Annotated in this window: 21 protein-coding genes and 1 pseudogene; 8 read left to right on the forward strand and 14 right to left on the reverse strand. The window is 67.0% G+C overall.

The features are described 5' to 3' along the window. Positions 1 to 4: 4 nt before the first annotated feature. The 11 genes from addA to trhO all read right to left on the reverse strand — a co-directional run bounded on the left by addA (position 5) and on the right by trhO (position 17,198). Entirely contained in the window at positions 5 to 3,508 is a 3,504-nt protein-coding gene (gene addA / locus DKT77_RS10045) for a double-strand break repair helicase AddA (protein ID WP_109811563.1), read from the reverse strand. Next, entirely contained in the window at positions 3,463 to 6,426 is a 2,964-nt protein-coding gene (gene addB / locus DKT77_RS10050) for a double-strand break repair protein AddB (protein WP_109811564.1), read from the reverse strand. Before addB ends, addA begins: the two co-directional genes overlap by 46 nt. Further along, positions 6,423 to 7,124, reverse strand: coding sequence for a nucleotidyltransferase family protein (locus DKT77_RS10055; RefSeq protein ID WP_109811565.1), 702 nt, complete (start codon positions 7,122 to 7,124; stop codon positions 6,423 to 6,425). Before DKT77_RS10055 ends, addB begins: the two co-directional genes overlap by 4 nt. Further along, on the reverse strand, positions 7,100 to 8,131 hold the full coding sequence (locus tag DKT77_RS10060) for an aminoglycoside phosphotransferase family protein (RefSeq protein WP_109811566.1): 1,032 nt from the start codon (positions 8,129 to 8,131) through the stop codon (positions 7,100 to 7,102). Before DKT77_RS10060 ends, DKT77_RS10055 begins: the two co-directional genes overlap by 25 nt. Next, entirely contained in the window at positions 8,119 to 8,682 is a 564-nt protein-coding gene (gene tsaE, locus DKT77_RS10065; RefSeq protein WP_420798311.1) for a tRNA (adenosine(37)-N6)-threonylcarbamoyltransferase complex ATPase subunit type 1 TsaE, read from the reverse strand. The genes DKT77_RS10060 and tsaE overlap by 13 nt, the downstream gene beginning before the upstream one ends. Continuing rightward, on the reverse strand, positions 8,679 to 9,707 hold the full coding sequence (locus DKT77_RS10070) for an AbrB family transcriptional regulator (RefSeq protein WP_109811567.1): 1,029 nt from the start codon (positions 9,705 to 9,707) through the stop codon (positions 8,679 to 8,681). The genes tsaE and DKT77_RS10070 overlap by 4 nt, the downstream gene beginning before the upstream one ends. 66 nt (positions 9,708 to 9,773) lie before the next feature. Then, positions 9,774 to 12,353, reverse strand: coding sequence for a response regulator (locus DKT77_RS10075; RefSeq protein WP_109811568.1), 2,580 nt, complete (start codon positions 12,351 to 12,353; stop codon positions 9,774 to 9,776). A gap of 67 nt (positions 12,354 to 12,420) precedes the next feature. Further along, positions 12,421 to 12,813, reverse strand: coding sequence for a hypothetical protein (locus DKT77_RS10080; RefSeq protein WP_109811569.1), 393 nt, complete (start codon positions 12,811 to 12,813; stop codon positions 12,421 to 12,423). A gap of 199 nt (positions 12,814 to 13,012) precedes the next feature. After that, a complete protein-coding gene (locus tag DKT77_RS10085) occupies positions 13,013 to 14,350 on the reverse strand; it encodes a S41 family peptidase (RefSeq protein ID WP_109811570.1) in 1,338 nt (445 codons plus the stop codon). Positions 14,351 to 14,522: 172 nt separating this feature from the next. Then, positions 14,523 to 16,049 (reverse strand): 2,3-bisphosphoglycerate-independent phosphoglycerate mutase, encoded by a 1,527-nt coding sequence (gpmI, locus tag DKT77_RS10090; RefSeq protein WP_109811571.1) that lies wholly within the window; start codon positions 16,047 to 16,049, stop codon positions 14,523 to 14,525. Positions 16,050 to 16,280: 231 nt separating this feature from the next. After that, a complete protein-coding gene (gene trhO / locus DKT77_RS10095; protein WP_109811572.1) occupies positions 16,281 to 17,198 on the reverse strand; it encodes an oxygen-dependent tRNA uridine(34) hydroxylase TrhO in 918 nt (305 codons plus the stop codon). Between the two features lie 109 nt (positions 17,199 to 17,307). Here trhO and pncA point away from each other — a divergent pair, with 109 nt between their 5' ends. Both pncA and pncB read left to right on the forward strand, forming a co-directional pair. After that, on the forward strand, positions 17,308 to 17,916 hold the full coding sequence (gene pncA, locus DKT77_RS10100; protein WP_109811573.1) for a bifunctional nicotinamidase/pyrazinamidase: 609 nt from the start codon (positions 17,308 to 17,310) through the stop codon (positions 17,914 to 17,916). A gap of 19 nt (positions 17,917 to 17,935) precedes the next feature. After that, positions 17,936 to 19,225, forward strand: coding sequence for a nicotinate phosphoribosyltransferase (gene pncB / locus DKT77_RS10105; RefSeq protein ID WP_109811574.1), 1,290 nt, complete (start codon positions 17,936 to 17,938; stop codon positions 19,223 to 19,225). A gap of 30 nt (positions 19,226 to 19,255) precedes the next feature. On the opposite strand, the gene DKT77_RS10110 is transcribed toward pncB, so the two are convergent. After that, positions 19,256 to 19,609, reverse strand: coding sequence for an H-NS histone family protein (locus DKT77_RS10110; protein WP_238547787.1), 354 nt, complete (start codon positions 19,607 to 19,609; stop codon positions 19,256 to 19,258). Positions 19,610 to 19,815: 206 nt separating this feature from the next. On the opposite strand from DKT77_RS10110, the gene DKT77_RS10115 reads away from it, so the two are divergent. The 3 genes from DKT77_RS10115 to DKT77_RS10125 all read left to right on the forward strand — a co-directional run bounded on the left by DKT77_RS10115 (position 19,816) and on the right by DKT77_RS10125 (position 21,737). Next, positions 19,816 to 20,355: a sigma-70 family RNA polymerase sigma factor gene (locus DKT77_RS10115; protein WP_109811576.1), complete on the forward strand. Its 540-nt coding sequence runs from the start codon at positions 19,816 to 19,818 to the stop codon at positions 20,353 to 20,355. Further along, positions 20,352 to 21,077 (forward strand): anti-sigma factor, encoded by a 726-nt coding sequence (locus tag DKT77_RS10120; protein WP_109811577.1) that lies wholly within the window; start codon positions 20,352 to 20,354, stop codon positions 21,075 to 21,077. Before DKT77_RS10115 ends, DKT77_RS10120 begins: the two co-directional genes overlap by 4 nt. Positions 21,078 to 21,194: 117 nt before the next feature. Beyond that, positions 21,195 to 21,737: a fasciclin domain-containing protein gene (locus DKT77_RS10125; protein ID WP_109811578.1), complete on the forward strand. Its 543-nt coding sequence runs from the start codon at positions 21,195 to 21,197 to the stop codon at positions 21,735 to 21,737. Positions 21,738 to 21,816: 79 nt separating this feature from the next. Here DKT77_RS10125 and DKT77_RS10130 read toward each other — a convergent pair whose 3' ends face one another. Then, positions 21,817 to 22,245, reverse strand: a complete 429-nt coding sequence (locus DKT77_RS10130; RefSeq protein WP_109811579.1) for a c-type cytochrome — start codon at positions 22,243 to 22,245, stop codon at positions 21,817 to 21,819. Between the two features lie 286 nt (positions 22,246 to 22,531). Between DKT77_RS10130 and idi the strand changes: the two genes are divergently transcribed. The 3 genes from idi (at position 22,532) to DKT77_RS10145 (ending at position 25,498) form a co-directional block, all read left to right on the forward strand. Next, a complete protein-coding gene (gene idi, locus DKT77_RS10135) occupies positions 22,532 to 23,062 on the forward strand; it encodes an isopentenyl-diphosphate Delta-isomerase (RefSeq protein WP_109811580.1) in 531 nt (176 codons plus the stop codon). Positions 23,063 to 23,153: 91 nt separating this feature from the next. After that, positions 23,154 to 24,185 carry a zinc-dependent alcohol dehydrogenase gene (locus DKT77_RS10140; protein ID WP_109811581.1) on the forward strand — a complete coding sequence of 344 codons (1,032 nt, stop codon included), beginning with the start codon at positions 23,154 to 23,156 and terminating at the stop codon, positions 24,183 to 24,185. 29 nt (positions 24,186 to 24,214) lie between these two features. Next, positions 24,215 to 25,498 (forward strand): glycerate kinase type-2 family protein, encoded by a 1,284-nt coding sequence (locus tag DKT77_RS10145; RefSeq protein WP_109811582.1) that lies wholly within the window; start codon positions 24,215 to 24,217, stop codon positions 25,496 to 25,498. 169 nt (positions 25,499 to 25,667) lie between these two features. On the opposite strand, the pseudogene DKT77_RS10150 reads toward DKT77_RS10145, so the two are convergent. Further along, positions 25,668 to 26,638: pseudogene (locus DKT77_RS10150) on the reverse strand (IS5 family transposase). Between the last annotated feature and the right edge of the window lie 136 nt (positions 26,639 to 26,774).

Raw genomic sequence — 26,774 nt, forward strand, 5'->3', positions numbered from 1 at the left:
GAAACTATGGACCCGACCGGCGAGCGTCAAGGTTGGGCCCCTCCGCGACGGCGCGTTGCAAGGCGGCCATGACGAGAGTACGGGGCAGTGGCATAAGTGCAGCGGAGCGGGTCCAAAGCAGCGCGGTTTCGACGCGCGCGCCGGGATAGATCGCCTCCAGTGCGGCGCAATAGGCTCCCATCTGCCGCAAGATCCCCTCGGGCACATCTTCGGGTCCCGCGGGCACCCTTGCGTTGGACTTGTAATCGATGGCGAGGACGTGATCCCCGGTGACGATCAGCCTGTCCACGACCCCGGCAAGGCGGTCATGGGGCGGCGGCAGCAGGCCCGGCAGGGGGCTGACCAGGCCGACTTCGGTCAGTGCGCCCGGCGCGAAAAGCGGGCGCAGCGCGGGCGCGGTCAGAACGGCGGTCGCTTCGGACAGCAGGTCGGCGATCATGGCCTCCTCGGCCGGGCCATCCGCCAGCCCGAGGATGCCGGGTGCCAGCGCGGTCCAGCTCGCTTCGGGGAAGGCAGGAAGGTGTTCCAGCAGCCGGTGAAGGCGGGTGCCGCGCTCCTTAGCGTCGTCCTCGGACAGGCCCGCCTCTCCGGGCAGCGCCTTGGCGCCGCCAAGTGCCGTCGGAGTGATCGTGGTTGCGGCCTTGGCCGGGCGCGGCGGTATGGCGTCTCCTGCCCACGCGGGCAGGATCGGCGCGGACAGCGGCGCCGGTGCCGTGCCCCGGAGCGGAAGTGCGGCCCAGTCCGCATGCTGCCAGCGCAGGCCCGCCCCGGTGGGCGTATCCAGCGCTGCTGCGCCAAGCCCGGTCAGCCCCGCTTCGACCCGCGCGTGCCAGCTTGTTCCATGCTTGTCCGGCTTGCCCGAGGCGCAGACCCACAGCCAGCTTTCGGCGCGGGTCATCGCGACGTAGAGCAGGCGAAGCCGCTCCTCTTCCTGCCGGGCGATGCTGGCCTCGCGCGCCTTCGCCAGCGCCTCCGGCGTGTCGGGTGCGTTCGGGGTCCAGAGCGGCAGGCCGCTATCCGGGTCCAGCATGATGTCGGGCGGCTTGGGCGCGTTGAGAACGCCGCAATCGGGCAGGATCACCAGTGGCGCCTCGAGTCCCTTGGCACCGTGTACGGTCATCACACGCAGTCGTCGTCCCGCGCCTTCGGCCTGGCGCTTCACATCCACGCTGTCGCCGCGCATCCATTCGAGGAACCCGGTCAGGCTGGGAACGTTCGCGCGTTCATAGTTCAGCGCCTCGCCCAACAGGGCGTCGATCGCCTCTTCGCAGTCGGGACCGAGTCGCGCGACCAGCTTCTCTCGGCCCTTGTGGCGGATCAGGATGCGTTCCAGCAGATCGAACGGGCGCAAGTAGTCCGCCTTGTCGCCGAGATCCATCAGCATCTCGTAGGTGTCGCTGCCGGGTGCCGCCGCACGCAACGCCTGCCACAGCGTTCCGGGCCTCGGCTGGGCGAGGCGGTAGAGCCCGTCCTCCGACCAGCCCAGCAGTGGTGAGCGAAGGGCGCAGGCCAGCGACAGGTCGTCCTCGGGCAATGCGAGAAAGCCCAGCAGCGCCATCAGGTCGCGCACCGCCATGTCGCGCGTCAGGCGCAGCCGGTCGGCCCCGGCGATGTCCAGCCCCTCGGCCTTGCAAGCGCGTATGATCTCGCGGAACAGCACGCTGCGGCGGCGCACGAGGATCAGTACATGGCCCTCGTGCAGGGGCTCGCGCCCGCCCTTGCCGTCCGGCACGGTTTCGCCGGCGTCGATAAGGCGGCGCAACTCGGCGGCGATGGCGCGGGCAAGAACGGCGTCCGGCGCCTCGGGGCTGATCTTGTCCACGGGATCGAACCAGTCGGGCGCTTCCGGCTTGTTCGGATCCGGCTCGACCCAGCCCCACAGATCGACCCGCCCGGGCAGCGCGTCCTTGAAGGCGATGTGGCTGGGCGTGCCGCCGATCGCGTCGCCGATGTCGGGTAGGGCAAAGGTGCGGTCCACCGCCTGGAGGATTGCGGCGGACGAACGGAAGGAGTGTTCCAACACCGCGTTCTGCAGGCTGGAGCCGACATCACGTAGCGCCGCATCGAAATGCCCGCGCAAACGGTCGAAGGCGGCCGGGTCTGCGCCTTGAAAGGAATATATCGATTGCTTCTTGTCGCCGACCACGAAAATCGTGCGCGTCACGCCTTCCCGCGCTCCTGCACCCGAGGTCAGTTCCTGCGCCAGAAGGCGTATCACGTCCCACTGTTCCGGGCTGGTGTCCTGCGCCTCGTCCACGAGGATATGGTCGATCCGCCCGTCGAGCTTGAACAGGACCCAATCTGCCGCCGCCCGCCGCGACAGAAGATCCCGCGCGCGGAGGATCAGGTCGTCGAAATCAAGAAGTCCGCGCGCCGATTTGCGGGCGGCGATGGCGGGCAGGAAAACGGCGGCGAATGCATGAAGCGCGGCACTGCGCTGTGCGGAGGCAAGGCCAAGCCGCAGGGGCCGGGCGTCCTGCACTCGCTCCATCAGCGCATCGAGCGCATCCGTGACCGTCTCGCCCAGCTTGGTACGGCTCGGTTTCGTGGGAAAGCTGTCGGTCTTGGCCACGAATGCGCCGGCCTTGGCTTCCTTTCCGGTCAGCAGAACGCCTTCCAGAACGCGCAGGGCGGCGCCCGTTTCAAGCGTGCCGGCCAGCAGCGGGGCCAGCTTTTCGGCGGCCTTTCCGTCAAGACCACCCTTGGCCTGAAGGACCGGGATCATCGTTTCCAGCAATGCGCGCTCGGACCCGTCGAACACGGTGTCCACAAGGGCCGCTTCGTCGAAATCGGTGCGCAGGCCATGAGCTGCCAACAGGTCGGGCAAATCGCGCGCTGGCGTGAAAGCGGCGCGGTGCCCGAGCAGAGACGCGATCAGCCCGCCAAGGCGCCCATCGTCCGACAGGTGCCGTGCGACCCGGTCTAGGGCGGCGGCGCCCGGCCCGTCGGCAAGGTCTTCCAGAACTTCGGCGGCCAGCGCATCGGCGCTGCGATCATCGAGTTCGGTGAAGTTGGGCGATACACCGGCCTCCAGCGGGAACTGGCGCAGAAGTGCGGCGCAGAAGGCGTGAATGGTCTGGATCTTCAGTCCGCCCGGTGTTTCGATCGCCTGCGCGAACAGGCGTCGCGCACCGTCCAGCGCCGCGCCATCCAGCGTGCCGGCCACGCCAAGATGCCCAAGCGCCGCGCGCAGATCGGCATCGGGCTTCATTGCCCATTCGCCCAGCCGCTGGAACAGCCGGTTCTGCATCTCGGAAGCCGCGGCCTTGGTGTAGGTCAGGCACAGGATGTTCTGCGGCGGGGTTCCTGCCAGCAGAAGCCGCGCTACGCGGTCGGTCAGAACGCGGGTCTTGCCCGATCCGGCGTTGGCGCCCAGCCAGGTGGACAGGTCCGGGCGCGCGGCCGCGATCTGCCGTCGGGTAGCCTCGTCGGTCGCGGGACGGGCAGGGGATGCCGTCGTGGTCAATGGCCGACCTTCTCGCGTCCGGGTGTGTCGCTCAGGTCCCATTCACCGGCGCGGGCGAGGTGCAGGTAGTCGCCGTCGAAGGAGTCCGTTTCGGGGGCGGATTGGGCGGTATAGCCGGTGTCCGGATCGTCGTAGCGCCGGACCAGTTCGAGGAATTCGGCCAGCACGTCGGCGGGCGGCGCGTCGGCCAGGGGCGCGGCCACGACCTTCGGCGTCGCGCCCAGCCCGATGTATTCCGCGCGCAGGACCGGGGCAGGACCGGCGTCGCCGAAACCGGCCTGTTCTGCGATCACCGCTTCCAGAAGAAGCTGTTTGGCGAACTGCTTCTGCTGCGGTGCGGTGGGTGGGCTGCCGGTCTTGTAATCGTACAGCAGATATGCCCCGTCCGCCGTCATATCCACGCGGTCGGCCTTGGCGGTCAGGGTGAATTTCGGCGCGGGAATATCGAGCGTGCCTTTTTGTTCCCCGGTCATCGGGTGGCCAAGCGCATGGCGCGCCTCTTCGTCCGCAAGGAACGGTTCGGCGATGCGCGCGATCCGAGCCAGCCACATCCGGCGCGCCGCGGGCCACGGCACCTCCGTCTCCAGAACCTCCTGCGCAAGCTGCATCAGCCGTTCTTCGCGTTCGGCCGGAAGAAGCGTTGCGAAGTCCGGCACGAACCGCTCCATCACAAGGTGAAGAACGCGGCCCCGGTCGCGCGCATCGGGGTCGCGGTGCAGCGGATCAAGCGGGCGCAGGCGCAGGATGCGCTTGGCATAGACCTCGTAGGGGTCGCGGATTAGTCTTTCCACGTCCGTTACCGGCAATGCGCGCGGGCGGTGTGCCACAGGCGGTACCGGCGAAGGGCGGGGCGCGGGCGGCAGCGTTGCGGCGGGCCGATCCATCGCCTGCGCCAGCGCCGTCCAGCGCGCTCCCCGCGCCCGCATCTCGGCCAGCGCGGCGGGCCCGCTTTGGTCGGGCAGCCCGTCCATCAGGTTGACCAGACGGTTCAGCCAGCGCGAGGCGACGGTTTCCGCCTCGCCGTCGCGCCGCGCGCGGGACAGCACCACCTCGGGCGCCGCGATGGCTTGCTGGAAATCATGCGCCGACAGGCCTATCCGGCGTTCCGGCAGCAGCAGCCCGGCATCCCGGCGCATCCTGCGATTCAGCCACGGGTCCGGGCTGGGCATCTCGGGCCAGCTGCCGTCGTTCAGGCTGCCGAGGATTACCAGATCAGCGCCCTGTACCCGCGCCTCCAGCGTGCCCCAGATCATCACCCGTGGATCGGGCGTCACGGGCTCGCGCACCTCGCCGCCCATGATGCTTTCCAGCACCGCCCGGAAGGCGGGCGGCGCCATCGGGGCGCCATGGTCGGCTTCGGCCAGAAGGTCGGACAGCGCCTTGTGCGCTGCGCGTCCGTCCGGGTCCGCCCAGACCTTGAGCGTTGCGTGATCGCCGTCGGCGCCGATCGCCAGCGCTTCCACGGTGGTCATCAGCGTTTCTGTCAGATCGGCAAGGGGTGCCACACCGATCCATTCATGACCCAGGCAGGTGGCAGCAACCCATTCGGCCCACGGGACCGGGTCGGGCGCACCGGGCGCACTGCCACGCGCGCCACGGGCCCAGTCCGCCAGCGCAGCGGCGTCCGGAAAGGGCGGGCCCTGCCGACGCAGGCGGCGTTCAAGGTCGCGCGCCCATTTCAGGTGCTGGTTGCGGCCGCTGCCCGCGTGTACCATCGGGTGCTTCAGCAGCACGATCAGCGCCGCCCCGGTCAGACGCTGCCCGAAGAGGTCCGCCACATGCCGCACCAGCCGCCCCGCGGCGGTCTGGCGTAGTGGCTCGCCCGCGCTGTCGTCGGGTTCGATTCCCCAGCGGTCGAGCGTGGCCGCGACGCGGCGGGTCAGCATTCGGTCAGGGGTGATCAGCGCTGCGGTCTGGCCGTCCTCCAGTGCGGCGCGCAGGCGCAGCGCGATTGCCATCGCCTCGAACCTCGGGTCGGGCGCCTCGATCAGCGACAGGCCCGCCGTCGCCGCCGTCAGATCCCCCAGCGACGGCCCATCGCGGCGCCAGCCGTCGGTGACCGGCGCCGGGCGCAGCGCCAGCGACACGAGCGCGTTGCGCGCCGGGCTGGGCGCGGACACGGGCGCCCATTCGCGCAAGGTTGCAGGGTTTTGACCCAGCGCGCGGGCCAGAGCGGCGAAGCGGTATTGCGGGTGGTCCTCCTGCGGCGGATCAGCGACCAGCCGCGCCCAGATGTCGGGCGGCATGTGGGCGTCGACGCCCGGCAGGACCACTGCCCCGCACGGCAGCCCGGCCACCGCGCGCATGAACAGCGCCGTCGCACCGCGCGAGCCGGTGGAGCCTGCGACGATCACCGGATCGGTCGGAGGGGCATCGGCCCAGCGGTCTGCCAGAAGTTCCACCATCCGGCGCTGGCGCGCCTCTGTGTCGGTGGGTGCCGACGGGTCGGGCGCCACCGTCTGACCGATCAGGGCAAGGAACTTCTGGCTCCGTGCCCAGTGGCCTGACAGGTCGGTCACGTCCAGCGCGGCGATGTCCTCGTGGATGACGCCTTCACCCTGCATCTCGTCCATCAGTGCGGCGAGGCTTGTGGCCAGGTCGAACGCGGCATCGCGGGGCGCGAGGTCCGGCTCCGCCGCGATCAGTGCTTCGATCAGTCGGGCCAGCTGCAGGCGGCGCCGCAGACCCGGCACCGGCGGTGGCAGGGCAGCTGCACTTTCCTGGCCGATATCGGTGATCAGCCGCAGCCGTGGCAAAAGGCGCGGCGGGCCTTCGGCGAACAGCTCGGTGATGCGGCGTTCCATTCGCCGCGTGTTGACATAGACAGTTGCGCGGGCCAGCGCTTCGGGCGGGGTGCCGTCGAAGCGCGCCAGAAGGCCGTCCACCAGTGCGCGCGGGAAATCCACGCCCGGCGGAACAGCGTAAAGGCCGCGCAGGTCGACCGGGGCCGCGGCGGTCATTTCAGCAGAGCGGGCGGATGGGTCAGCATCGCCTCGGCCTCGGCGATACCGCCGGGATGGCCCACGTCGCACCAGCCGCCCACATGCACTGTGCCATAAAGCCCGCCGTCGGCGGCGATCCGGTCCCATAGCCGATTGAGCGAGAAGGCGGTCTGCCGGATCAGTGCCAGACCGGACGGATCGACGATCTGCGCCCCGGTATAGACGTAGCCCACGCCGCGCGTGATCCGGCCGTCCGGGGCCAGCGCGAAATCGCCCGGTCCGTCATGACCGGCGGCGCGGTCCGCCGGCACCAGCATCAGCAGTGCCTGCATCCGGTCGCCGCGCCACGCCTTGTAGAGTGCGGTCAGCGGATTCGGCCCGGTCCAGACCGCATCGGTGTTCATGGTGAAGACTGGCCCGTCGCCCAACAGCGGCAGCGCGGCGCGCAGCCCGCCCCCGGTATCGAGAATGTCCGGCTGTTCGTGCGAAATAGCCACGCCGCGCCCGTCGAGATAAGCGGCCAGTTGGTCGGCCAGATAGTGGGCGTTGACCACCCGCCGCGCGATGCCCGCCGCGTCAGCGATCGCCAAGGCGTGCTCGATCAACGGGCGCCCTGCCACCGGTATCAGCGGCTTGGGCCGGTCCTGGGTCAGGGCGCCCATGCGGGTTCCGAACCCGGCGGCGAACAGCATCAGGGCGTCGGGATCTTGAGGCATCTGGACTTGAGCTCCTCCAGCAGGTCGGGTGTCGGCGCGGGCAGGTGCGCGTCCGTCAGCGCACGTAGCGCGGCAAGGTCGGGATGCGCGAGGTCGGTGTCGAGATGGGCGCGTACTCTCGGGATCAGGTCCACATAGCGCGGCTTGCCGAAGTGCAGGCACAGGCGCGCGAAGATGCCAAGGATGCGCAGGTTGCGCTGTGCGCCCAGCACTGAAAGGTCTCGGGCCAGCGCCTCGGGCGGTGTGCCGGTTGCCTCGGAATAGCGTTCGCGCATCGCCTCGGCCAGTCCGGGCGCAAGATCGCGCCGAGCGTCTTCCAGAAGCGATACGAGGTCGTAAGCGGGGGGGCCTGCGAACGCATCCTGGAAATCCAGTAGGCCGACCTGCGCCACACCGCGGCGCTGCGGCAGCCAGATCAGGTTTTCGGCGTGAAAGTCCCGGTGCGCCAGAACGCGTGGACCGTCCAGTGCCGCCTCCAGCGGCCCGGCCAGCGCGCTCGCGAAGGCGCGGGCGAGGTCGGGGCGCGCGCGGCCTCGCCCGGCATACCAGTCCGCCGCCGGGGCGATCATCGCCGCCATCTGCGCCGCGTCCGGCGCTGCTAGGTCGGTAGGCGCGGGGTGCCGGTGCAGCTCGGCCAGCATATCGATCGCGGCGGTATAGAGTGGCGCCTCGCAAGTGGCGTCGCGTGTTATCTCGCGGGCGAAGACGGCATCGCCCAGGTCTTCCATCAGCGCCAGACCGTCCTCCGGCGCGGCGGCGTGGATCGTTGGCACCGACAGGCCCAGCCCCGCAAGGTGCGCAGCCACGATGCAGAAACGCCCGGTGCTGTCGTCGGGCGCGGGCGGAGCGATCATCAGGACGGCGCGCCGCCCGTCCGGATTAGTCAGCCGTTCATAACGCCGCGCGGAGGCGTCCCCGGCAAGCGGCACGGACGTGGCCGCGCCCCAGCCCGCCGCGCCGAGGAAGGCGCGCCGCGATGTGTCTGCATCGGCGGTCAAGGCGTGCACCGGACAGCGTCGCGCGCGGCCAGCGAAAGCGCCGGGCCGATCCGTGCCGACCAGTCGCCGCCGTGCGCGCGCAGGGATGCTACACGGTCCTGATCCGTCGCTCCGGGCGACAGAAGCAGGTGCAAAGCCGTGGCGGGCAGGTCGGCACCCAGCCGGTCGGGCCATTCGATCAGGCACAGGGCAGTGCCAAACGCTTCGTCGAGTCCCAGTTCCAGCACCTCGTCGGCATGCGTCAAACGATAGAGGTCACTGTGCCAGATCTCCAGCCCGCTCGCGTCATAGGTCTGCACCAACGTGAAGGTTGGCGACGGGATGTCGAGTGCGCGATCCGATTCCGGCAGGCGGGCGCGGATCAGCGCGCGGGCGAAATGGCTCTTGCCTGCGCCGATCTCGCCCGACAGGGCGATCACGTCGCCGGGGCGCAGAAGCGGGGCCAGCGCCGCGGCCAGCGCGGTCGTGGCCGCCTCGCCGTGCAGGGGGATGTCGATGCGCAGGTCAGACGGCATGGGGCGACTATGGGGTGTCGCGCGCAGGCCGACAAGTCGGGTCATGTCCGGTCGGCCCGGCTTGCATGGGCCATCGCGGCGGGAATCAGCGCCGATAGCAGGAACATGCGCGCGACGTGGTGGAATCCGACGAAGGCTGGGTCCGCGCCCACGGCGGCGGACATCGCGATCATTGTCTCGAGCCCACCGGGGGCCAGCGCCAGCACCACGTCGGTCAGCGGCAGATCGACCAGCGACACCACGGCGAGTGCGGTCAGCACCACCAGCGCGATGCTGCCGCCGGTCAGTACGAAGGCGGCCAGCGCGGCCTGCCGGATCTGTGCCAGCCGCACGCCGGTGAAGCGCGTGCCGATCAGCGTCCCCATGCAGACCATCGCGGCGTCGGTCAGCCGCAGGGGCATCCCGCCCGGTGTCAGGCCGCTGCCATGGCCGATCACGGACACCGCCATGCCGCCCAGCAGGAAGGCGGCGGGCGCGCGCAGGCGCCCAAGTGCGAACCCGGCCGCGACGGCCAGCGTGGCCAGCAGGGCGAGATGCGGCAGGCTCAGGAGTGCGGTGGGCGCTGGGCGGGCCGACAGATCGGCATCGGTGGCAAGCGCGATCGCTGCGGGCGTCACCAGCGTCAGGAACAGCACCCGCAGCGATTGCACGACCGAGATAAAGGCGGTGTTCGCGCCAGTCTCAAGGCTGAGACCCAGAACGAAGCTCAGGTGCCCCGGCGCGGAGCCCAGGACCGCCGTGCGCCCGTCGCAGGCGAAGCCGCGCCGCAACAGCCATGCGCCGAAGATCATGATGACCGAGACGCTGCCCGCCATTCCCAGAAGGCTGGCCGGCCATTTCAGGGCATCGGCGAGGATCTCGGGGCTGACCGAGGTGCCGAGACCAAGGCCGATGACGATGAAGCAGGCATTTCGCAGAAGGGTCGGCACCGCACATTGCAACCCGGCGATGCCGGCCAGCGACACGACGGCGGCCGGGCCGGTCAGGAACGGCGCGGGAAACCCCGCAAGGGCAGCGGCAAGCGCGCCCAGGCTTCCAAGCGCAAGGGACAGAAGCGATGTGGCCAGCATTTCGCCGCTATGGCGCGGCGCGGCGGAACGCTCAAGCGGTTTCAGTGGTTCGCGGGTCGCGAGTGGTCAGGCCGCCGATGCTGTATGCAGCCGGGACAGTGCGTCGCGGGTCGCCCGCCACAGCTCCGAAAGACGCTCAATATCTGCGGCGTCGGGCGCGTCGCCACCCAGAAGGTCCTGTTCCAGCCCGGCCATCGCTTCGGCGAGCGGTCGGCAGCCCAGCGTGCCGGCCCCGCCCGCCAGTTTGTGCGCGCGCGCCGCGGCGCCCGGAAGATCGCCCGCAGCAAGGTCGCTGCGGATGCCGTCCAGTACCTCGTCGCCCTGATCCTGAAGCTTCTGCGCCAGTGTGCCCAGCTTCTCTGCGCCGATCATTCCGCGCAATTCGTCGATTTCGTCGTCGAGAACGAGGACGGCGGGCACCGGAGTCGCCGCACTGGCGGTGCCGGGTGTGTGAGCGGCGTTGCCGGGGGTCTCCGTATCGTCCCGCGTGGCTTGCGCCACGTCGTCGGGCATGGTGCCAAGTTGCGCCGCCGAGATCGCGTCCAGCAGTTCGGCGCGGCGGGTCGGTTTGCCGATGAATCCGTCCATTCCGGCGGCCCGGGCACGGTCCTTGTGTTCCTGCAGCACATTAGCGGAAAGCGCGAAGATCGTGCTGGGGCGGCGGTTGATGGCGCGCTCGTGGGCGCGGATCGCGCGCGTGGCTTCGAAGCCACCCATCACCGGCATGGAAATGTCCATCAATACGATGTCGGGCCGCTTGCCGCGACACTCCTCGACGGCTTCGGCGCCGTTGACGGCGAAGCGCAGGCTGCAGTCCGTCAGCGCAAGCTGCTGGCCCAACACTTCACGGTTGATTTCGCTGTCATCGACGACGAGCACATCCACGCCGCGCAGGAAGCCGGTGTATTTCTCCTGGCCTGCGTCCTTGGCAGACTTGTCCTGGTCGGGATCGAGTCCAAGGCTTTCCCCCGACAGCACGGCACACAGCGCGCGCGCCAGGCGTTTGGGCCGCAGCGGCTTGGTCAGCGTTGCATCGAAGGGTGTGGAAGGATCGCGTGCCAGACGGGTAACCACCGCGACCGAGGACAGCAGGATCATGGGCGTGGCGTCGATCCCTTCTTCGCCGCGGATGATCTCGGCGAGGTCCTGTCCGTTGATGTCGGGCATGTCGAAATCGAGGATCATTGCATCGAACGGCGTGCCAGCGGCGGCGGCATTGGTCAGGCACTCCAGCGCCTCTGCCGGGGCGGCGCAGAGCGTGGTGTCCACCCCCCACATTGCCAGCCTGCGCTGCAGGATTTGCAGGTTCACGTCCATGTCGTCCACCGCCAGAACACGCAGCGGTGTCGTTTCCGACATCGCCTTCAGCCGGGTGATGGCGGGCGACTGCTGCACCGGGCGGCCGTGGCGCAGCGGGATGGTGAAACGGAATTCCGACCCCTCGCCGACCGTGGACGTGGCGCTGATTTCGCCGCCCATACGGTTGACCAGTTCGCGTGAGATGGTCAGCCCCAGCCCGGTGCCGCCGAAATCGCGGGTCGTGGTGTCGTTGGCCTGGCTGAAAGGGCTGAAGATCGCCTCCAGCTTGTCGGGCGCGATGCCGATGCCGGTGTCCTGCACGGCGACGGTCAGATCGCTGGCGTTGCCGTCCTCGTGTTGGGCGACCGTGGCCGACAGGCGCACCGTGCCGGACGGGCAGAACTTCACCGCGTTGCCAAGCAGGTTCAGGATAACCTGACGCAGGCGGATATCGTCGCCAACGAAGCCGTGCGGCAACGTGTCGGGAATGTCCACCACAAGGTCCAAACCCTTGATCGCCGCGGTCGGCTCCACCAGATCAGAGGCGTCGTAGATCACATCGCTGAGCTGGAATTCGTCCTCGTTCATCTCCAGTTTCTCGGCCTCGATCTTGGCGAAGTCGAGTATGTCCTCGATGATGTGCATCAGCGAGTTGCCGGAATTCACGATGGTCTGCACGCTGGATGCCTGCTGCGGGGTGAGCTGGCTTTCGCTGAGCAATTCGGCGGTGCCGATGATCCCGTTCATCGGGGTCCGGATTTCGTGGCTGATATTGGCGAGGAACCGGGTCTTGGCGCGGCTGGCCGTGTCCGCCTCGTCACGGGCCTTCACGAGGTCTGAAATCAGGTCGTTCAACGGGCGCCCGACGATGATCCGGAACGCGACCCAGCTTGACAGCATGGAGATCATCAACGCGCCGAGCAGCACGGTGAGCGAGTATTCCATCTGCGTCTCGCGGGCCTGGGCCAATTCTTCCTGGCTGAAGCCGACCTCGAGCAGCGTGTAGGTGTCCGAAAAGATGCGCACCGACAGCCAGTCGTCAACAGGTCGGAAATTGCACCCGATCCCGACCGGCGCCACGATGGTGCCGATGTTCGGGTTGTCGGGGTTGGTCATGCGAGCGCAACTGACCGCCTGGTCGCCCAGCAGCATCAGCAGAAGCTGCTGCACCGCGACTGACTGGGTGCTGTCGGTGAACTGGTCCGAGTTCAGCAGTTTTTCGAGCGAGGTGGCAGTGCGCCCGACGCTGTTACCGATCCGGGTGGACAACGCGTCCCGCGCGTCCACCATCTGTTCGTTCTGGATGTAGAGAAGCCCGAAGGACGACAGCACAAAGAAGATCGGCACCGTGAACAGTGCCAGTTTCCGGAACAGCCCGAACGTTCCCGGGAGCTTTAGGGACTCCCGGGGTGGATTAGCGGATTCGTTCAACCAGTCCCTGCTTGATTAGGCTTTGCAGCGGGGCCCTGTTGTTGATTTCCGTCTGGTAGACAACGTAGCCCGCCGGGGTTTCGGTGATGTAGAAATCCACTGGAACCGAAGTGCCGTCCTTGTTGGTCAGGTCGCTGCACAACACATAGTCGCCGTTGAGTCCCATCACCATCGTATGGGCTTCGGTGGGGTAGTAGGACCGGATTTCACCGGTTTCATAATCTACCGCACGCATCGCGCCGTCGATCAGCTTGCTGTCGATATACCGCTGCATGACAACCTGCAGCTCGGCAATCTTAGTGGTGTCGTCTGCCATCGCGTTACCGGCAAGAAGCGCGGCGGATACGGCGATCGCGGCAAAGAAGGTCTTGGGCATTGGCGACTCCCCAATTCAAGGTGTTGGCACAACCCTAGCACGATGGGACAGGGTTTCACACATATCCCAAGGAATAGTTACGCAAATCCTTAGTCTAGGTGCGCGGGCGCTTGTTTGGCTAGAATACGAACGGGGCCGCGATCTCGCGGCCCCGTGCGATAGGTCATTCGGCCTTGGCGGCGGTGCCGCCGAAGGGGCGTCAGTCGGCTACTGACAGCACTGACAGCCCGTTCAGGATGTCGATGGCATAGGCCAGCTGATAGTCCTGCTCGCGCAGTTCGGCGGTGGCGCGGGCGCGCGCTTCGTCCTCTTCCAGCTGGCGCAATTCGTCCTCGGACACGTCTGTGTTCGACAGGCTACCGCGCAGGTCCGCCTCGGTCCGGCCGGGGCGGTTTTCCTCGGTTTCCCCGGCCTCCGCCTCGGGGTCGCGGCGGGGCTGTTCCACGATGATGTCTGGCGCGACGCCAAGCGCCTGGATCGACCGCCCGGACGGGGTGTAGTAGCGCGCGGTGGTCAGGCGCATCGCGCCGTCGCCTCGCAGCGGCATCACCGTCTGAACCGAACCCTTGCCGAAGCTTTTGGTCCCCACGACGACCGCGCGGTGATGATCCTGAAGCGCGCCGGCGACGATTTCGGACGCCGACGCGGAGCCGCCGTTGATCAGCACGACGATCGGCTTGCCTTCGGCAAGATCGCCTTCGCTGGCGTTGTAACGGTCGCTGTCGGCGAGTTCACGTCCGCGGGTCGACACGATCTCACCTGCGTTCAGGAAGGCATCGGACACGCGGATCGCCTGGGTCAGAAGGCCGCCGGGGTTGTTGCGCAGGTCCAGAACGAACCCGCTGACCTTGTCGATCCCGCCCAGTTCGGCCACAGCTTCCTGAAGGCCGCTTTCGAGGTTGGGGTAGGTCTGGTCGTTGAACGTGGTCACGCGCAGGATCACCGCGTCGCCTTCGGTGCGGGTGCGCACGGCAGTCAGCTTGATCGTGTCGCGCACGATGGTCACGTCAAACGGGTCGCCGTCGCCTTCGCGCACAACGGTGATCACGATCTCGGACCCGACGGGGCCCCGCATCAGGTCTACCGCCTCGTCGAGGGTCATGCCCAGAACGGGCTCCCCGTCCACATGGGTGATGAAATCACCCGCCTCGATCCCGGCCTCCTCCGCCGGGGTGCCGTCGATGGGCGAGACAACCTTCACGAAGCCGTTCTCCTGCGTGACCTCGATGCCGAGTCCGCCGAATTCGCCGCGGGTCTGCACACGCATGTCGCTCGCATCCTCGGGCGACAGGTAGCTCGAATGGGGGTCGAGCGAGGTCAGCATTCCGTTGATCGCGGCTTCGATCAGGTCGCCCTCGTCCACTTCTTCGACATACTGCGCGCGGATGCGCTCGAAGATGTCGCCGAACAGATCGAGCTGTTCATAAACTGATCGCTTGTTGTCCTGCTCCTGCGCCAGAAGCGGCCCGGCAAGCTGTGTGCTCAGAAGCAGGCCCGCGACGGCGCCGCCCACGGTGGCCAACACGAATGATCTCATCTCTGCCTTGTCCTTTCCCGCCGCCTGACTTGAGCGCGGCGGCTGTGTCTGCGGATGCCTTGCCAAGTATAAAGCGCGTCAGACCGACGGATGCCAGCCCTTTGCCGGGGCGTGTCGGCATTGTGACCGCCCGCTGACCCCGCAAAGTAGCTGCTCCCATGGCCCCGTCCAGCTAGCTGCCATGACGCAGCAGGCTTTCGCCGGTCATCTCGGCGGGCTTGTCGATCCCCATCAGGTCCAGCAGCGTCGGGGCGAGATCGGCCAGGCGGCCGTCGGCCAGCGCCGTGCCTGCCGGTCCGCCGATCAGCGCGACGGGCACCGGGTTGATCGTGTGTGCGGTGTGCGGCCCGCCGCTGTCGGGATCGACCATCGTCTCGCAATTGCCGTGATCGGCGGTCAGGATCATCGCACCGCCCGCCTGCTTCAGCGCTACGGTCACGGCGGCAAGACCCCGGTCCACCGCTTCGCAGGCCTTCATCGCGGCGTCCAGGTCGCCGGTATGGCCGACCATGTCGGGATTGGCGTAGTTCGTGACGATCAGATCGTAGCCGTCCCGGATCGCGCCGACGAAGGCCTCGGTCACTTCGGCGGCGGCCATTTCTGGGGCGAGGTCATAGGTCGCCACCTTGGGCGAGGGCGGCATATGCCTGTCCTCGCCGTCCTCCGGGGTTTCCTTGCCGCCGTTCAGAAAGAAGGTGACATGCGGATATTTCTCGGTTTCGGCGAGGCGGAACTGCCGCTTGCCATGCGCCGCGACCCAGGCGCCAAGCGTGTTGACAACCGGCTTCTTCGGATAGGCGGTGGTCATCCACTCGTCATGGTCCTTCGAGTAGTCGACCATGCCCAGCATCCCGGCCCATGCGGGCGACGTGCCCCGGTCGAAGGCGTCGAAGTCGGGCTGGGCGATAGCGCGCAGAATCTCGCGGGCGCGGTCGGCGCGGAAGTTCAGGCAGAAGAAGCCGTCGCCATCCCGCGCTCCGGCGAAATCGCCGATCACGGTGGCGGGAATGAATTCGTCTGTCTTGCCCGCGTCATAAGCGGCGGTGATGGCGGCGGCGGGAGTGTCCGCCTGCGCACCTTCGCCCCGGACCATGGCGTCATAGGCGGTTTGGACCCGATCCCAGCGATTGTCGCGGTCCATCGCGAAGTAGCGCCCGATGACGGTCGCCACGCGGACCCCCTCTGGCAGCGCACCGGTCAGATCTTCGATGAACCCCGCGGCCGAACTTGGCGCGACGTCGCGCCCGTCGGTGATGGCATGCAGCGCCACCGGCACGCCGGCCTCGGCCACCGCCCGGCAGGCCGCGAGGACATGGCTGATATGGCCATGCACACCGCCGTCGGACACGACACCCATCAGGTGTGCAGTGCCGCCGGTGTCCTTCAACCCGGCAATGAAGTCCTGCAGCGCATCGTTGCTTTTGAAACTGCCGTCCTCGATGGCGAGGTCGATCGCACCAAGATCCATCGCCACCACGCGGCCTGCGCCGATATTGGTGTGTCCCACTTCGGAATTTCCCATCTGGCCGCGCGGCAGGCCGACATCGGGCCCGTGGGTGACCAACTGCGCGTGTGGGCAGGTCGCCATGATCCGGTCGAAGGTGGGTGTGTCCGCAAGAGCAGGCGCGTTGGCGGCCGTGTCGCCGCGCGCGCCCCAGCCGTCGAGGATGCACAGGACAACGGGTTTGGGCGGGGTCATGGCAAAGCTCCGGTCTTTGGGTCTGCCCCCGTATAGCGGCGGGCGCGCCAGGATGCGAGGGGGCGGCTCGGGTGCGGGATTGCGGGAGCGGCATACCGAGCCCCTGGCCGACCGCTGTCGGCAGGGGGAACTCCCGCCCGTCTGCGACGCGGGGGCGCCGCACCCGCATCTCATCCCGTTGGGCCGGGCAGTCGGCCTGCGGCCGCCTGCCGGCCGTGCGGAGGGCTGGCGTCAGTCCTCGAAATCCGCGCGCCCCAAATGCCGTTCGCCGCGTGCGCGGGACAGCGCAATCTGCTTCTGACGTTCACGGAAGCGGGCCTTGTCGTCTGCGGTCGTCTCGGCGATGCAATGGTGACAGGACACGCCTTCCTCGAACTCCGGGCGGGTCCGGTCCGAGGGCAGGATCGGGCGGCGGCAGGCGTGGCACAATTCGTGCGGGCCTTCGCGCAATCCATGCCCCACCGAAACCCGGCCGTCGAACACGAAGCATTCGCCGCGCCATAGGCTATCGGGCTCCGCCACCTCTTCGAGGTATTTCAGAATGCCGCCCTTGAGGTGGAACACCTCGGGCACGCCTTCGCCCAGCAGGTAGTTGGTGGACTTCTCGCACCTTATGCCACCCGTACAGAACATCGCGATGCGCTTGTTGTGGAACCTATCGCGGTTCGCCGCCCACCAGGCCGGGAAGTCCCGGAAACTCGCTGTCTCCGGGTTCACCGCGCCCTCGAACGTGCCGATGGCGACCTCGTAATCGTTGCGCGTGTCGATCACCGCGACGTCTGGCGCGGAGATCAGTGCGTTCCAGTCCGCCGGATCCACGTAGTGTCCGGTGCCCGCCAGCGGGTCGACCTGCGCCTGGCCCATCGTCACGATCTCGCGCTTGAGCCGGACCTTCATGCGGCCGAAGGGTTCGGCGGCGCTGTGGCTTTCCTTCCAGTCCAGATCCGCGCAGCCCGGAAGCGCGCGGATATGCGCTAGCACTGCATCGATCCCCGCGCGGGTGCCCGCGATGGTGCCGTTGATACCTTCCCCGGCCAGAAGAAGCGTGCCGGTCACACCCTGCGCGCAGCACAGTTGCGCCAACGGTCCGCGCAGTGCAGCGGGGTCTGGAAAGCGGGTGAAGTGGTACAGCGCGGCGATGATATGCATGGGCGTGCCTTACGCCAGCGGGGCGGTTTGCGGCAAGGGGCGCGGGCGTCGCGGTTGACCTGAGGCCGGGGACTGCTTAGCGATAGGCCGATCCAGAACGGAGACGGCCATGCGCCCCGATACCAACGCCCTTGTCGTTATCGACGTGCAGAACGACTTCTGCGACGGTGGCGCGCTCGCCGTGCCCGGCGGGTCTGCGGTGGTCGCGCCGATCAACGCCTTGATGCAGGAATTTTCCGCGGTGGTTTTCAGCCAGGACTGGCACCCGGCGGGGCATTCGTCCTTCGCGTCCGAACATCCCGGCAAGGCCCCGCTGGAGATGATCGAGATGCCCTACGGCCCTCAGGTGCTGTGGCCGGATCATTGCGTGCAGGGCAGCGCGGGGGCCGGGTTTCATCCGGATCTCGACACCGCGCGTGCGGACGTGATCGTGCGCAAGGGATATCGCCGCACCATCGACAGCTATTCCGCCTTCTTCGAGAACGACCATACGACTCCAACCGGGCTAGAGGGCTACCTTAGAAGCCGCGGCATCACGAACCTGACGCTGGTCGGCCTCGCGCTGGATTTCTGCGTTCAGTATTCGGCCCGCGATGCGGCCCGGCTGGGTTTCGACGTGGAGGTGCGGTGCGATCTGTGCCGGGCCATCGACCTTGGCGGATCTCTGGCCGCCGCGCGCGCCGCCATGCAGGACGCCGGCGTGCGCCTGTCAGACTGACCCGGCAGGAGGGCGATACGTGGACATCGCGCAGCGCGTCTATAACCACAAGTGGAAGATCGACCCGATTGTACGGTCGTTGATCGACACGGATTTCTACAAGCTGCTGATGTGCCAATCGGTATTCCGGAACCAGCCGGACACGCAGGTCACCTTTTCGCTCATCAACCGCACCGCCGACATTCGGCTGGCCGACCTGATCGACGAGGGTGAGCTGCGCGAGCAACTTGACCACATCCGGTCGCTGTCGCTCAGCCGGGGCGAGTCAACCTTCCTGCGCGGCAATACCTTCTACGGCAAGCGCCAGATGTTCCGTCCCGATTTCATGGAGTGGTTCGAAGGCTTCCGATTGCCGCCCTACCACCTGGAAAAGCGCGACGGTCAGTACGAACTGACCTTCGAGGGGGCCTGGCCAGAGGTCATGCTGTGGGAAATCCCGGCGCTGGCGGTACTGATGGAACTGCGCGGGCGCGCGGTACTCAAGGACATGGGGCGGTTCGAGCTGCAAGTCCTGTATGCGCGTGCGATGACCAAGCTTTGGGAAAAGGTCGAACGTCTGCGCGGCGACAGCGCCCTGCGCATCGCCGATTTCGGCACGCGGCGGCGCCATTCCTTCCTGTGGCAAGACTGGTGCGTTCAGGCAATGCTGGAAGGTCTGGGGAGCAGCTTCGTCGGCACGTCGAACTGTCTGATCGCCATGCGCCGCGAGGTGGAAGCGATTGGCACCAACGCGCATGAACTGCCGATGGTCTACTCCGCGCTGGCTGAAACCGATGCCGACCTGCGCGCCGCGCCCTACAGGGTTCTGGCCGACTGGCACGAGGAACATGACGGCAATCTCAGGGTGATCCTGCCGGACACCTACGGCACTCGCGGCTTCCTGGAAAACGCCCCTGATTGGCTTGCCGGCTGGACGGGAATTCGCATCGACAGCGGCGATCCGGCCAGCGGCGCGGAAATTGCGATCGACTGGTGGAAAAGCCGGGGGGAAAACCCGCGTGAAAAACTGGTGATCTTCTCGGATGGGCTGGACGTGGACGCGATGCTGCAATTGCAGAAACAATTTGCTGGCCGAGTGCGGGTCTCATTCGGATGGGGCACACTTCTGACAAATGATTTCCGTGGGCTGGTGCCGGGAAATGCGCTGGCGCCGTTTTCGCTGGTATGCAAGGCGATCAGCGCCAATGGGCGCCCGACAGTCAAGCTGAGCGACAACCCCAACAAGGCGATGGGCCCCGCGCCTGAAGTTGCGCGCTACAAGAGGGTTTTCGAGGTCGGCTCGCAAGTCGCCCGCGCCGTCGAGGTGTGAACCGAGGACGGCGCTGCGGCGACGGTCAGGTCAGGCCTTGATCAAGAAATCCTCGGGCTCGGCACCGGCTTCCAGCGCGTCCTTGAACCATTGCGGCTGGCGCCCGCGTCCGGACCACGTGAGTTCGGAATTTTCCGGGTGGCGGTACTTCGCCGGTCGCGGCGGCTGCGCGCCCTTGCGCGGAGCGCTGTAAAGATCGGAAATGGAGTAGCCCATTTCACGCGCCTTGGCTTCCACGATCGCCAGCGCTTCTTTCTTTCTGCGTTCCTCGTAGGTTTCGATGGCGCGGTTAACTTTCGTCTGCAGAGATTTGAGTTCTTCCAGCGACATGCTGGCGACATCGATACTGGTCATGCCTAATCCTTTCCGGCGTTTTTTTCTCATTATTACACCTCAGAAAAATCCGCAATTGGAATGTCTTTCGAGGCGTGTTTCAATCACGGCTTTGCGAGTAATTGGCAAACAGGCGTGGTGTTGAAAAAAATGCAGGATTTAAGCACTTGGCGCGCCGCTGCAGCTTTGGGGATGACATGCGGCGCGGGGCGCGATAAGCACAATCAACACCTCCCGAAAGAAAAGTTCAGGCCCCATTGTCCAGTGCCGATCTAGAAGCCCTCATTTCCCGAATAGCGCTTGGCGACCGTGAGGCATTCTCGAGACTCTACGATGCGGTCGCGCCGAAACTTCTCGGCGTGGCGTTGCGTGTGTTGCAGGACAGGGCCAGCGCGGAGGATGCAATGCAGGATGCCTTCGTTAAGATCTGGCGCAACGCCGACCGCTATGCCGTGACCGGCCATAGTCCGATGACGTGGTTCATCACCATCGCGCGGAATTCCGCCATCGACCGGCTGCGCAAGCGGCGCCCGGCCGAGGACGTGGCGGCCCTTGCCGATACGCTTGCCGGCGACGTGGCCACCGGAGAACAAAGCGCGATCGCGCGCTCCGAAGCGGCGCGCATCGCCGTGTGTATGCAAGAACTCGAGCCCGACAAGCGGGGCGCCGTGCGCGGGGCCTATCTTGAGGGGCGCAGCTATGTCGAACTGGCGGCCATGTATGATGTGCCACTGAACACCGTAAGGACGTGGCTGCGCCGCAGCTTGATCCGACTGAGAGAGTGCCTGAGCCGATGACGGACACGCCTGATCCCGATCGCGGCGCTGTCGGCGGGCCGCGCCTGTCCGACGAGGACAGGGCGCTCGCTGCCGAGTATGTGCTGCACCTCCTGGGCCCCGACGAGCGGTCCGAGTTCGAGGCGAGGCTTGGCTTCTCGGCCGCGTTGCGAGCCGAGGTGCAGGTATGGGAGGCGCATTTCGCCGACATCGCCGCAGACGAGATCAAGCCGGTTGCGCCGCAGCCCTCGGCGAAACCGCTGCTGATGCGCGGCCTGTTCCCCGAAACGGCACGTCCGTCCCCCGGCTTCTGGCAGCGTGTCGGCCTCTGGCGGGGTCTCACCTTTGCAGGGTTCGGCGCGGCGGCTGTGCTGGGCGGGCTGCTGTTCACGCAGCCTCAGATGCCCGCGCCGCTTCTGGTCGGCGAGATTTCGGCCGAGGATGACAGCCTGAGGCTTCTGGTGCTCTATGACGGGGCGGACGGCACGCTGCGCATCACGCGCACCGATGGGGTGTCGCCGCCGGGGCGCGTGCTGGAGCTTTGGGCAATTCCGCCGGACGAAGCGCCCGTGTCGCTGGGGCTTCTCGATGCGTCGGCGCAGGGCACGACGCAGATTCCGCCCGCGCTGCGGGGGGCCGCCGATGAACTCGTTCTGGCCATCAGCGACGAACCTCCGGGCGGCTCACCTACTGGCGCACCGACCGGAACGGTGCGGGCGATCGGGCGCCTGGCTGGGCTGTGAGGCTGACTTCACGCGCCCGTGATTGGGAGTGATTTGAAGGCTGAAACTCTGGGCTTCGTGCAACGTGACTTCTGGTAACCGGCGCAACCGCGCCGGCATCACACCAGGGAGACACCCATGAAAACCACGATAACCGCCGCCTGCCTTGCCCTTGCTGCCACTGCCGCCGCCGCCCAGAACCCGATGGTCGGCGGGGCCGAGATGTTCCCCCAGCGCAACATCGTCGAGAATGCCGTGAACTCGGCTGATCACACCACGCTGGTCGCCGCGGTCAAGGCGGCTGGCCTAGTTGAAACGCTGATGGGTCCCGGCCCGTTCACCGTGTTCGCGCCCACGAATGCCGCCTTCGACCGGATCGACGCCGACGCACTTGCGCAGTTGCTTCAGCCCGAACACAAGGCGCAACTGACCCAGATCCTTGCCTGCCATGTCGTGTCTGCCGATGCCATGTCGATGGCGATCAAGGGCATGATCGACGATGACGGCGGGGTCCATGCCGTGCCGACGGTGGGCGGTTGCATGTTGCAGGCGCGCTATTCCGGTGACGAGATCATGATCGAGGACGAGCGCGGCCGCGTGGCCACCGTCACCATCGCGGATGTGGACCAGTCGAACGGGGTGATCCATGTGATCGACCGGGTGCTTCTGCCCGCTTCGTGATCCGGGTGTGCATAGCTCACGAAAAAAAGGCCCCGGAAACGGGGCCTTTCTTTTTTGCCGGATGGCCGTCGCTGCCCGATTACTCGAGGCTGGACAGGTAGGCATAGAGATCCACGGCGTCCTCTTCCTTGCGGACCTTGTAGGACATTGCGCCGCGCGCACCGCTGTCGTCGAGGTACTCGCGCAGGAAACCGGTCGGGTCCTGCACATAGGCGACGAAGCTCTCTTCGTCCCAGACGAGCCCGGCCTCGCCCGCGGCGGCCATTGAATCCGAATAGCGGAACCCGTCGATGGAACCCGCTGGACGACCGGCGACCTGGTAGAGGTTCGGGCCGGTCTTTGCGTTGCGCCCGGCAAGCACGTCGCCCGCCGCATTCTCGACCACGTGGCACGCCTGGCACCCGCGGAAAGCTTTTTCCCCGGCGGCTGCGTCGCCGGACTGTGCTGCGGCGGCCATCGGCAACGCCGTGAGCGCGGTGGCCGCGAGTGCGGCGAAAAGCTTGGTCATAGGTAGCTCCCATTTTTGCAGTGTCTGCCCGCGATACCCTAGCACGGGCGCGGACCGATGCCACAAATACGTCGCCTAGAATGGCAAAGGTTGCAAGGTCTCCCGCATCCTGCCTTGGTCGGATAAGGGCGTCAGATGTCGCCCGCAACTGTGCGATCTTCCCTGTGTCATGATGTCGGCGTGCATCTGCCGCCGCCTCCCGATTAAAGTGATGAGGTACGCGTGGCGGAAAGCCCTGTTTTACATCGAATGACCAGTTTCAACCGCCCGACATGAGGCCCGCGCAATGACCGAACTTATACCCGCCTGGGTGAACGGCACGCTTGCCCCGGTCGAGAAGCTGACCGTGCACCGGCAAGGGCTGCGGCATCAGGCGGTGTCGGTGTTCATCATGGATGGGCAGAACGTGCTGATCCAGCGGCGGGCCATGTCGAAATACCACACGCCGGGTCTGTGGGCGAACACCTGCTGCACCCATCCCGCCTGGGGCGAAAGCCCGTCTGATTGCGCCGTGCGCCGCCTGAAGGAGGAACTGGGCATTACCGGGGTCTATCCGGCCAAGCGCGACACGGTGGAATACCGCGCCGACGTGGGCGGCGGCATGGTGGAGCACGAGGTGGTAGATATCTACCTCGCCACGGCACCGAAGACGCTGAAGGTCGCGCCGAACCCTGAAGAGGTGATGCAGGTCGAATGGGTCGGTCTTTATGATCTCGCGGCCGAAGTGGCGCGGCGACCGGGCCGTTTCACGCCCTGGCTGCGGATCTACCTGCAGGATCACAAGGACGCGATCTTCGGAAATCTCGTTCGGGTTTGATCGTCGGACGGTTGCCCGCGCAGTCCCCTGTTGCCTTCCCGATCATAATCCGCGCTGATGCGCCAGAGCCGCATGCCGGGGAGGGCGCGCAATGGACAGCATGAAGGCCGCCGTTCTGGTGGCACCGGGCCGCTTCGTGATCGAGGCGCGGCCCATCCCTCGGCCCGGCCCGGACGAGGCCCTGCTGCGCATACAGCGCTGTGGCATATGCGGCACCGATCTGCATATTTTCCGGGGCCGCTATTCTTCCGAACATCTGCCGATGGTGCCGGGCCACGAATTCACCGGCACTGTCGCTGCTCTGGGGTCGGGTCCCGCCGCGGCGCGGCTGCGCATCGGGCAGAAGGCGGTGGTCGATACCAATATCGGGTGTGGGTCGTGCTACTGGTGCCGCCGGAACGAGATTCTTAACTGTCCGACGATGCGTCAGATGGGAATTCACGCCGATGGCGGGTTTGCCGAATACCTCGTCGTGCCCGCCCGCCTTGTGATTCCTGCGCCGGATGACGTGCCCGATGCGGTTCTGGCGCTCACCGAACCGCTGGCTTGCGTCGTGCGTGCGGCGCGCAAGGCGCGGATCAGCTTCGGACAGTCGGTGGTGGTTCTGGGGGCGGGCCCGATCGGCAACCTGCACGTGCAGTTGCTGCGAACCATAGGGGCCGCTCCGATCATCGTTTTCGACACCGCGGCAGGCCGTGCGGCGCAGGCCGTGGGCGCCGATCACGCGGTATCGGACCCCGCTGCCCTGCACGGGGTGGTGATGGCCGCGACCGGCGGGCGCGGGGCGGACGTGGTGATCGAGAGTGTCGGGTCCGCCGCGCTTTACCGACGGGCGCAGACGCTCGTTCGCAACGGCGGGCACATCGCCGCCTTCGGGCTGACCGGCCCGGACGAGGCGCTGGAACTGGACATCCTGACGACTGTTCTGCGCGAGAACTCGGTCAAGGGCTCCGTCGCCGGCATGGGTGAGAACATGCACGATGCGCTGACGCTTCTGATGCACGGTCGCATCGACACGGACCTGTTTACCCGCGCGGCATTCCGTCTGGACGACATTCAGGAAGCATTCGACAGTTTCGCCGACCGGCCAGACGATCTGAAGACCCAGATCGTCATGGACTGAGTCGCGGCGGCAATACGGAAGGACATGATATGGACGAGGGCACACGGGATTTCCTGAAGGGCCTGTTCGATGCGGCGGTGGATGCTGCGGATCCGCTGGTCGCGCTTCGCGACGCGATGCCGGAGCGCCCGCGCGGACGTACTGTGGTCGTGGGCGCGGGCAAGGGCGCGGCGCAACTGGCCGCCGCGTTTGAGACGCTGTGGGACGGGCCGCTGTCGGGGGTCGTCGTCACGCGCTACGGTTATGCCGCGCCATGTCGTCAGATCCGTGTGCTGGAGGCGTCCCATCCCGTGCCCGACGCGGCTGGCATGACCGCCACGCAGGCGCTGTTCGACGCGGTCGACGGTCTCGGGCCGGACGATCTTGTGGTCGCGCTGGTTTGCGGCGGTGGCTCGGCGCTGCTGCCCGCGCCGCCGGACGGGCTCACGCTGGAGGACGAGCAGGCGCTGAACCGTGCGCTGCTGGCTTCGGGCGCACCGATCGGCGTGATGAATGCGATCCGCAAACACGCAAGCCGAATAAAGGGCGGGCGGTTGGCTGCCGCAGCTGCGCCCGCGCGGGTCGTCAGCCTTGTCGTGTCGGACGTGCCGGGTGACGATCCTGCGCAGGTCGCTTCTGGGCCGACGGTGCCGGACGCCGTGGGCGTGGCCGAGGCGCTGGCGATGATCGACAGCCGCTCCATCGCGCTGCCTGACCGGGTTTTGGCCCATCTGCGCGGCGGGCAGGCGGCGGCCCCGGACCCGGACGATGACGTGTTTGCGCGGCACGAGGTGCGGGTGATCGCATCGGCCCGGTTGTCGCTCGAAGCCGCGGCCCACGCGGCACGGGCGGCCGGCGTTCCCGCCGTGATCCTGTCGGACGCGATCGAAGGCGAGGCGCGCGATGTCGGGCAGGTTCATGCCGCCATTGTCCGCGAAGTTGTGGCGCGGTCCCGACCCTTCGCTTACCCCGTGGTGATCCTGTCGGGCGGCGAGACGACTGTCACCCTGCGCGGCACCGGCGGGCGCGGCGGCCGGAACACCGAATTCCTTCTGGCCGCGGCGCTGGCGCTGGAGGGAGTGCCCGGCGTGGCGGCGCTGGCCGCGGACACCGACGGGATCGACGGGTCCGAGGACAATGCCGGCGCTTTCGCCGACGGTTCCAGCGCAGCCCGGATGCGCGCGGCGGGCACAGACCCTGCGGCGGCACTGGCACGCAATGACGCATGGGGCGCGTTCGGTGCGGCGGGAGATCTGTTCGTGCCCGGCCCGACCGGCACCAACGTGAACGACTTCCGTGCCTTCCTCATTCGATCGCCGACGGCGGAAGGCTGAAAGGCAACAGCAATCTCTTTGCTGAAAACAGCGATTTTCCGTTTGGTTTCAATGTCGGGATATAGGTGCCTAGGAGAGACTGTGCTGAGGGGTGATCGGTTTTCCCTGTTGGACCGGCGCTGTTGCGCAAATCAGCTGATGGCCGCACTTCCGTTTTCCCGGGACACACCTATCCTGCGGCCGCGGTCATCGGGATACCGAGTGCCGTGAAGCGGTTGAGAACCGCCGCGCGAATCTGGACCTCTGCAACCCGGCGGTCGAAGGCCCGCGACATTAGCCGCTGGCCGAGCAGTTTCACGCAGTTCATTTTCGTTTCTACCCTGCTGCGGCGGTGATACCCGCTCCAGTTCCGCCAGAGCACCCGGCCCAAGTGCTTCGATGTTCGCAGGATCGCGTCGCGCGCCTGGGCTCCGGCGGTGTCCGGCTTCCAGGGCCTCGCATTCCGTCTCGGTGGGATGATGGCGGCTGCATCGCGGGCAGCGACGGCATCATGGCAAGCGCGGGTGTCAAGGGCACCGTCAGCGGTGACGGTGGCGATCTCCTCCTCCGCTGGGATCCGAGCAAGCAGGCCCGGCAGCATCGGCGCTTCGCCGACATTGCTGGAAGTCACCTCGAACGCCCGGATCTCCAGCGTTTCCTCATCGATCCCGAGGTGGAGCTTGCGCCAGACCCTTCGTTTCGAGCCGCCATGCTTGCGCGTGTGCCACTCGCCTTCGCCTTCCACCTTGATGCCGGTGCTGTCCACGAGCAGGTGCAGCTGCCCCTTCTAGAAGCTATACGGGATGGTCACGTTCAGGGTTTTCTGGCGGCGTGACGGAGTGCTGAAGTCCGGCACGGACCAGCCGAGTCCGGACAGCTCCAGCAGGCTTGCCACGAAACCGGTCGCTTGGCGGAGCGGCAGCCCGAGGAGGATCTCGAGGGTGAGGCAGGCCTGCACCGCCGCGTCGCTATAGCTCTGCTGGCGCCCACGACTGTCCGTCGGCACGGCATTCCAGCTCATCTCGGGGTCAAACCAGATCGTCAGCGAGCCCCCGGCGCTTGAGCGCGTTCGCCATTGGTCTCGAACACATGGCGACACAATGGCTCACTGTAGGCTGGCCAGTTCCTGGTCCTGTAGGTCGCGCGCGTGGGTCTGCTCATGACCGCCAGCTATCATGCTGGATACGCGCAGTGAATCCTCCATCGACGAAGTTGCGCAACATGTGTAACCGCCCCAAGCGCAAGAGGGGTTTCGGATCTTTTTGGCGCGTCGTCGGGTGCTGACATGTATCCGGCC

It is taken from the genome of Meridianimarinicoccus roseus (assembly GCF_003172915.1).
Lineage (GTDB): Bacteria > Pseudomonadota > Alphaproteobacteria > Rhodobacterales > Rhodobacteraceae > Meridianimarinicoccus > Meridianimarinicoccus roseus.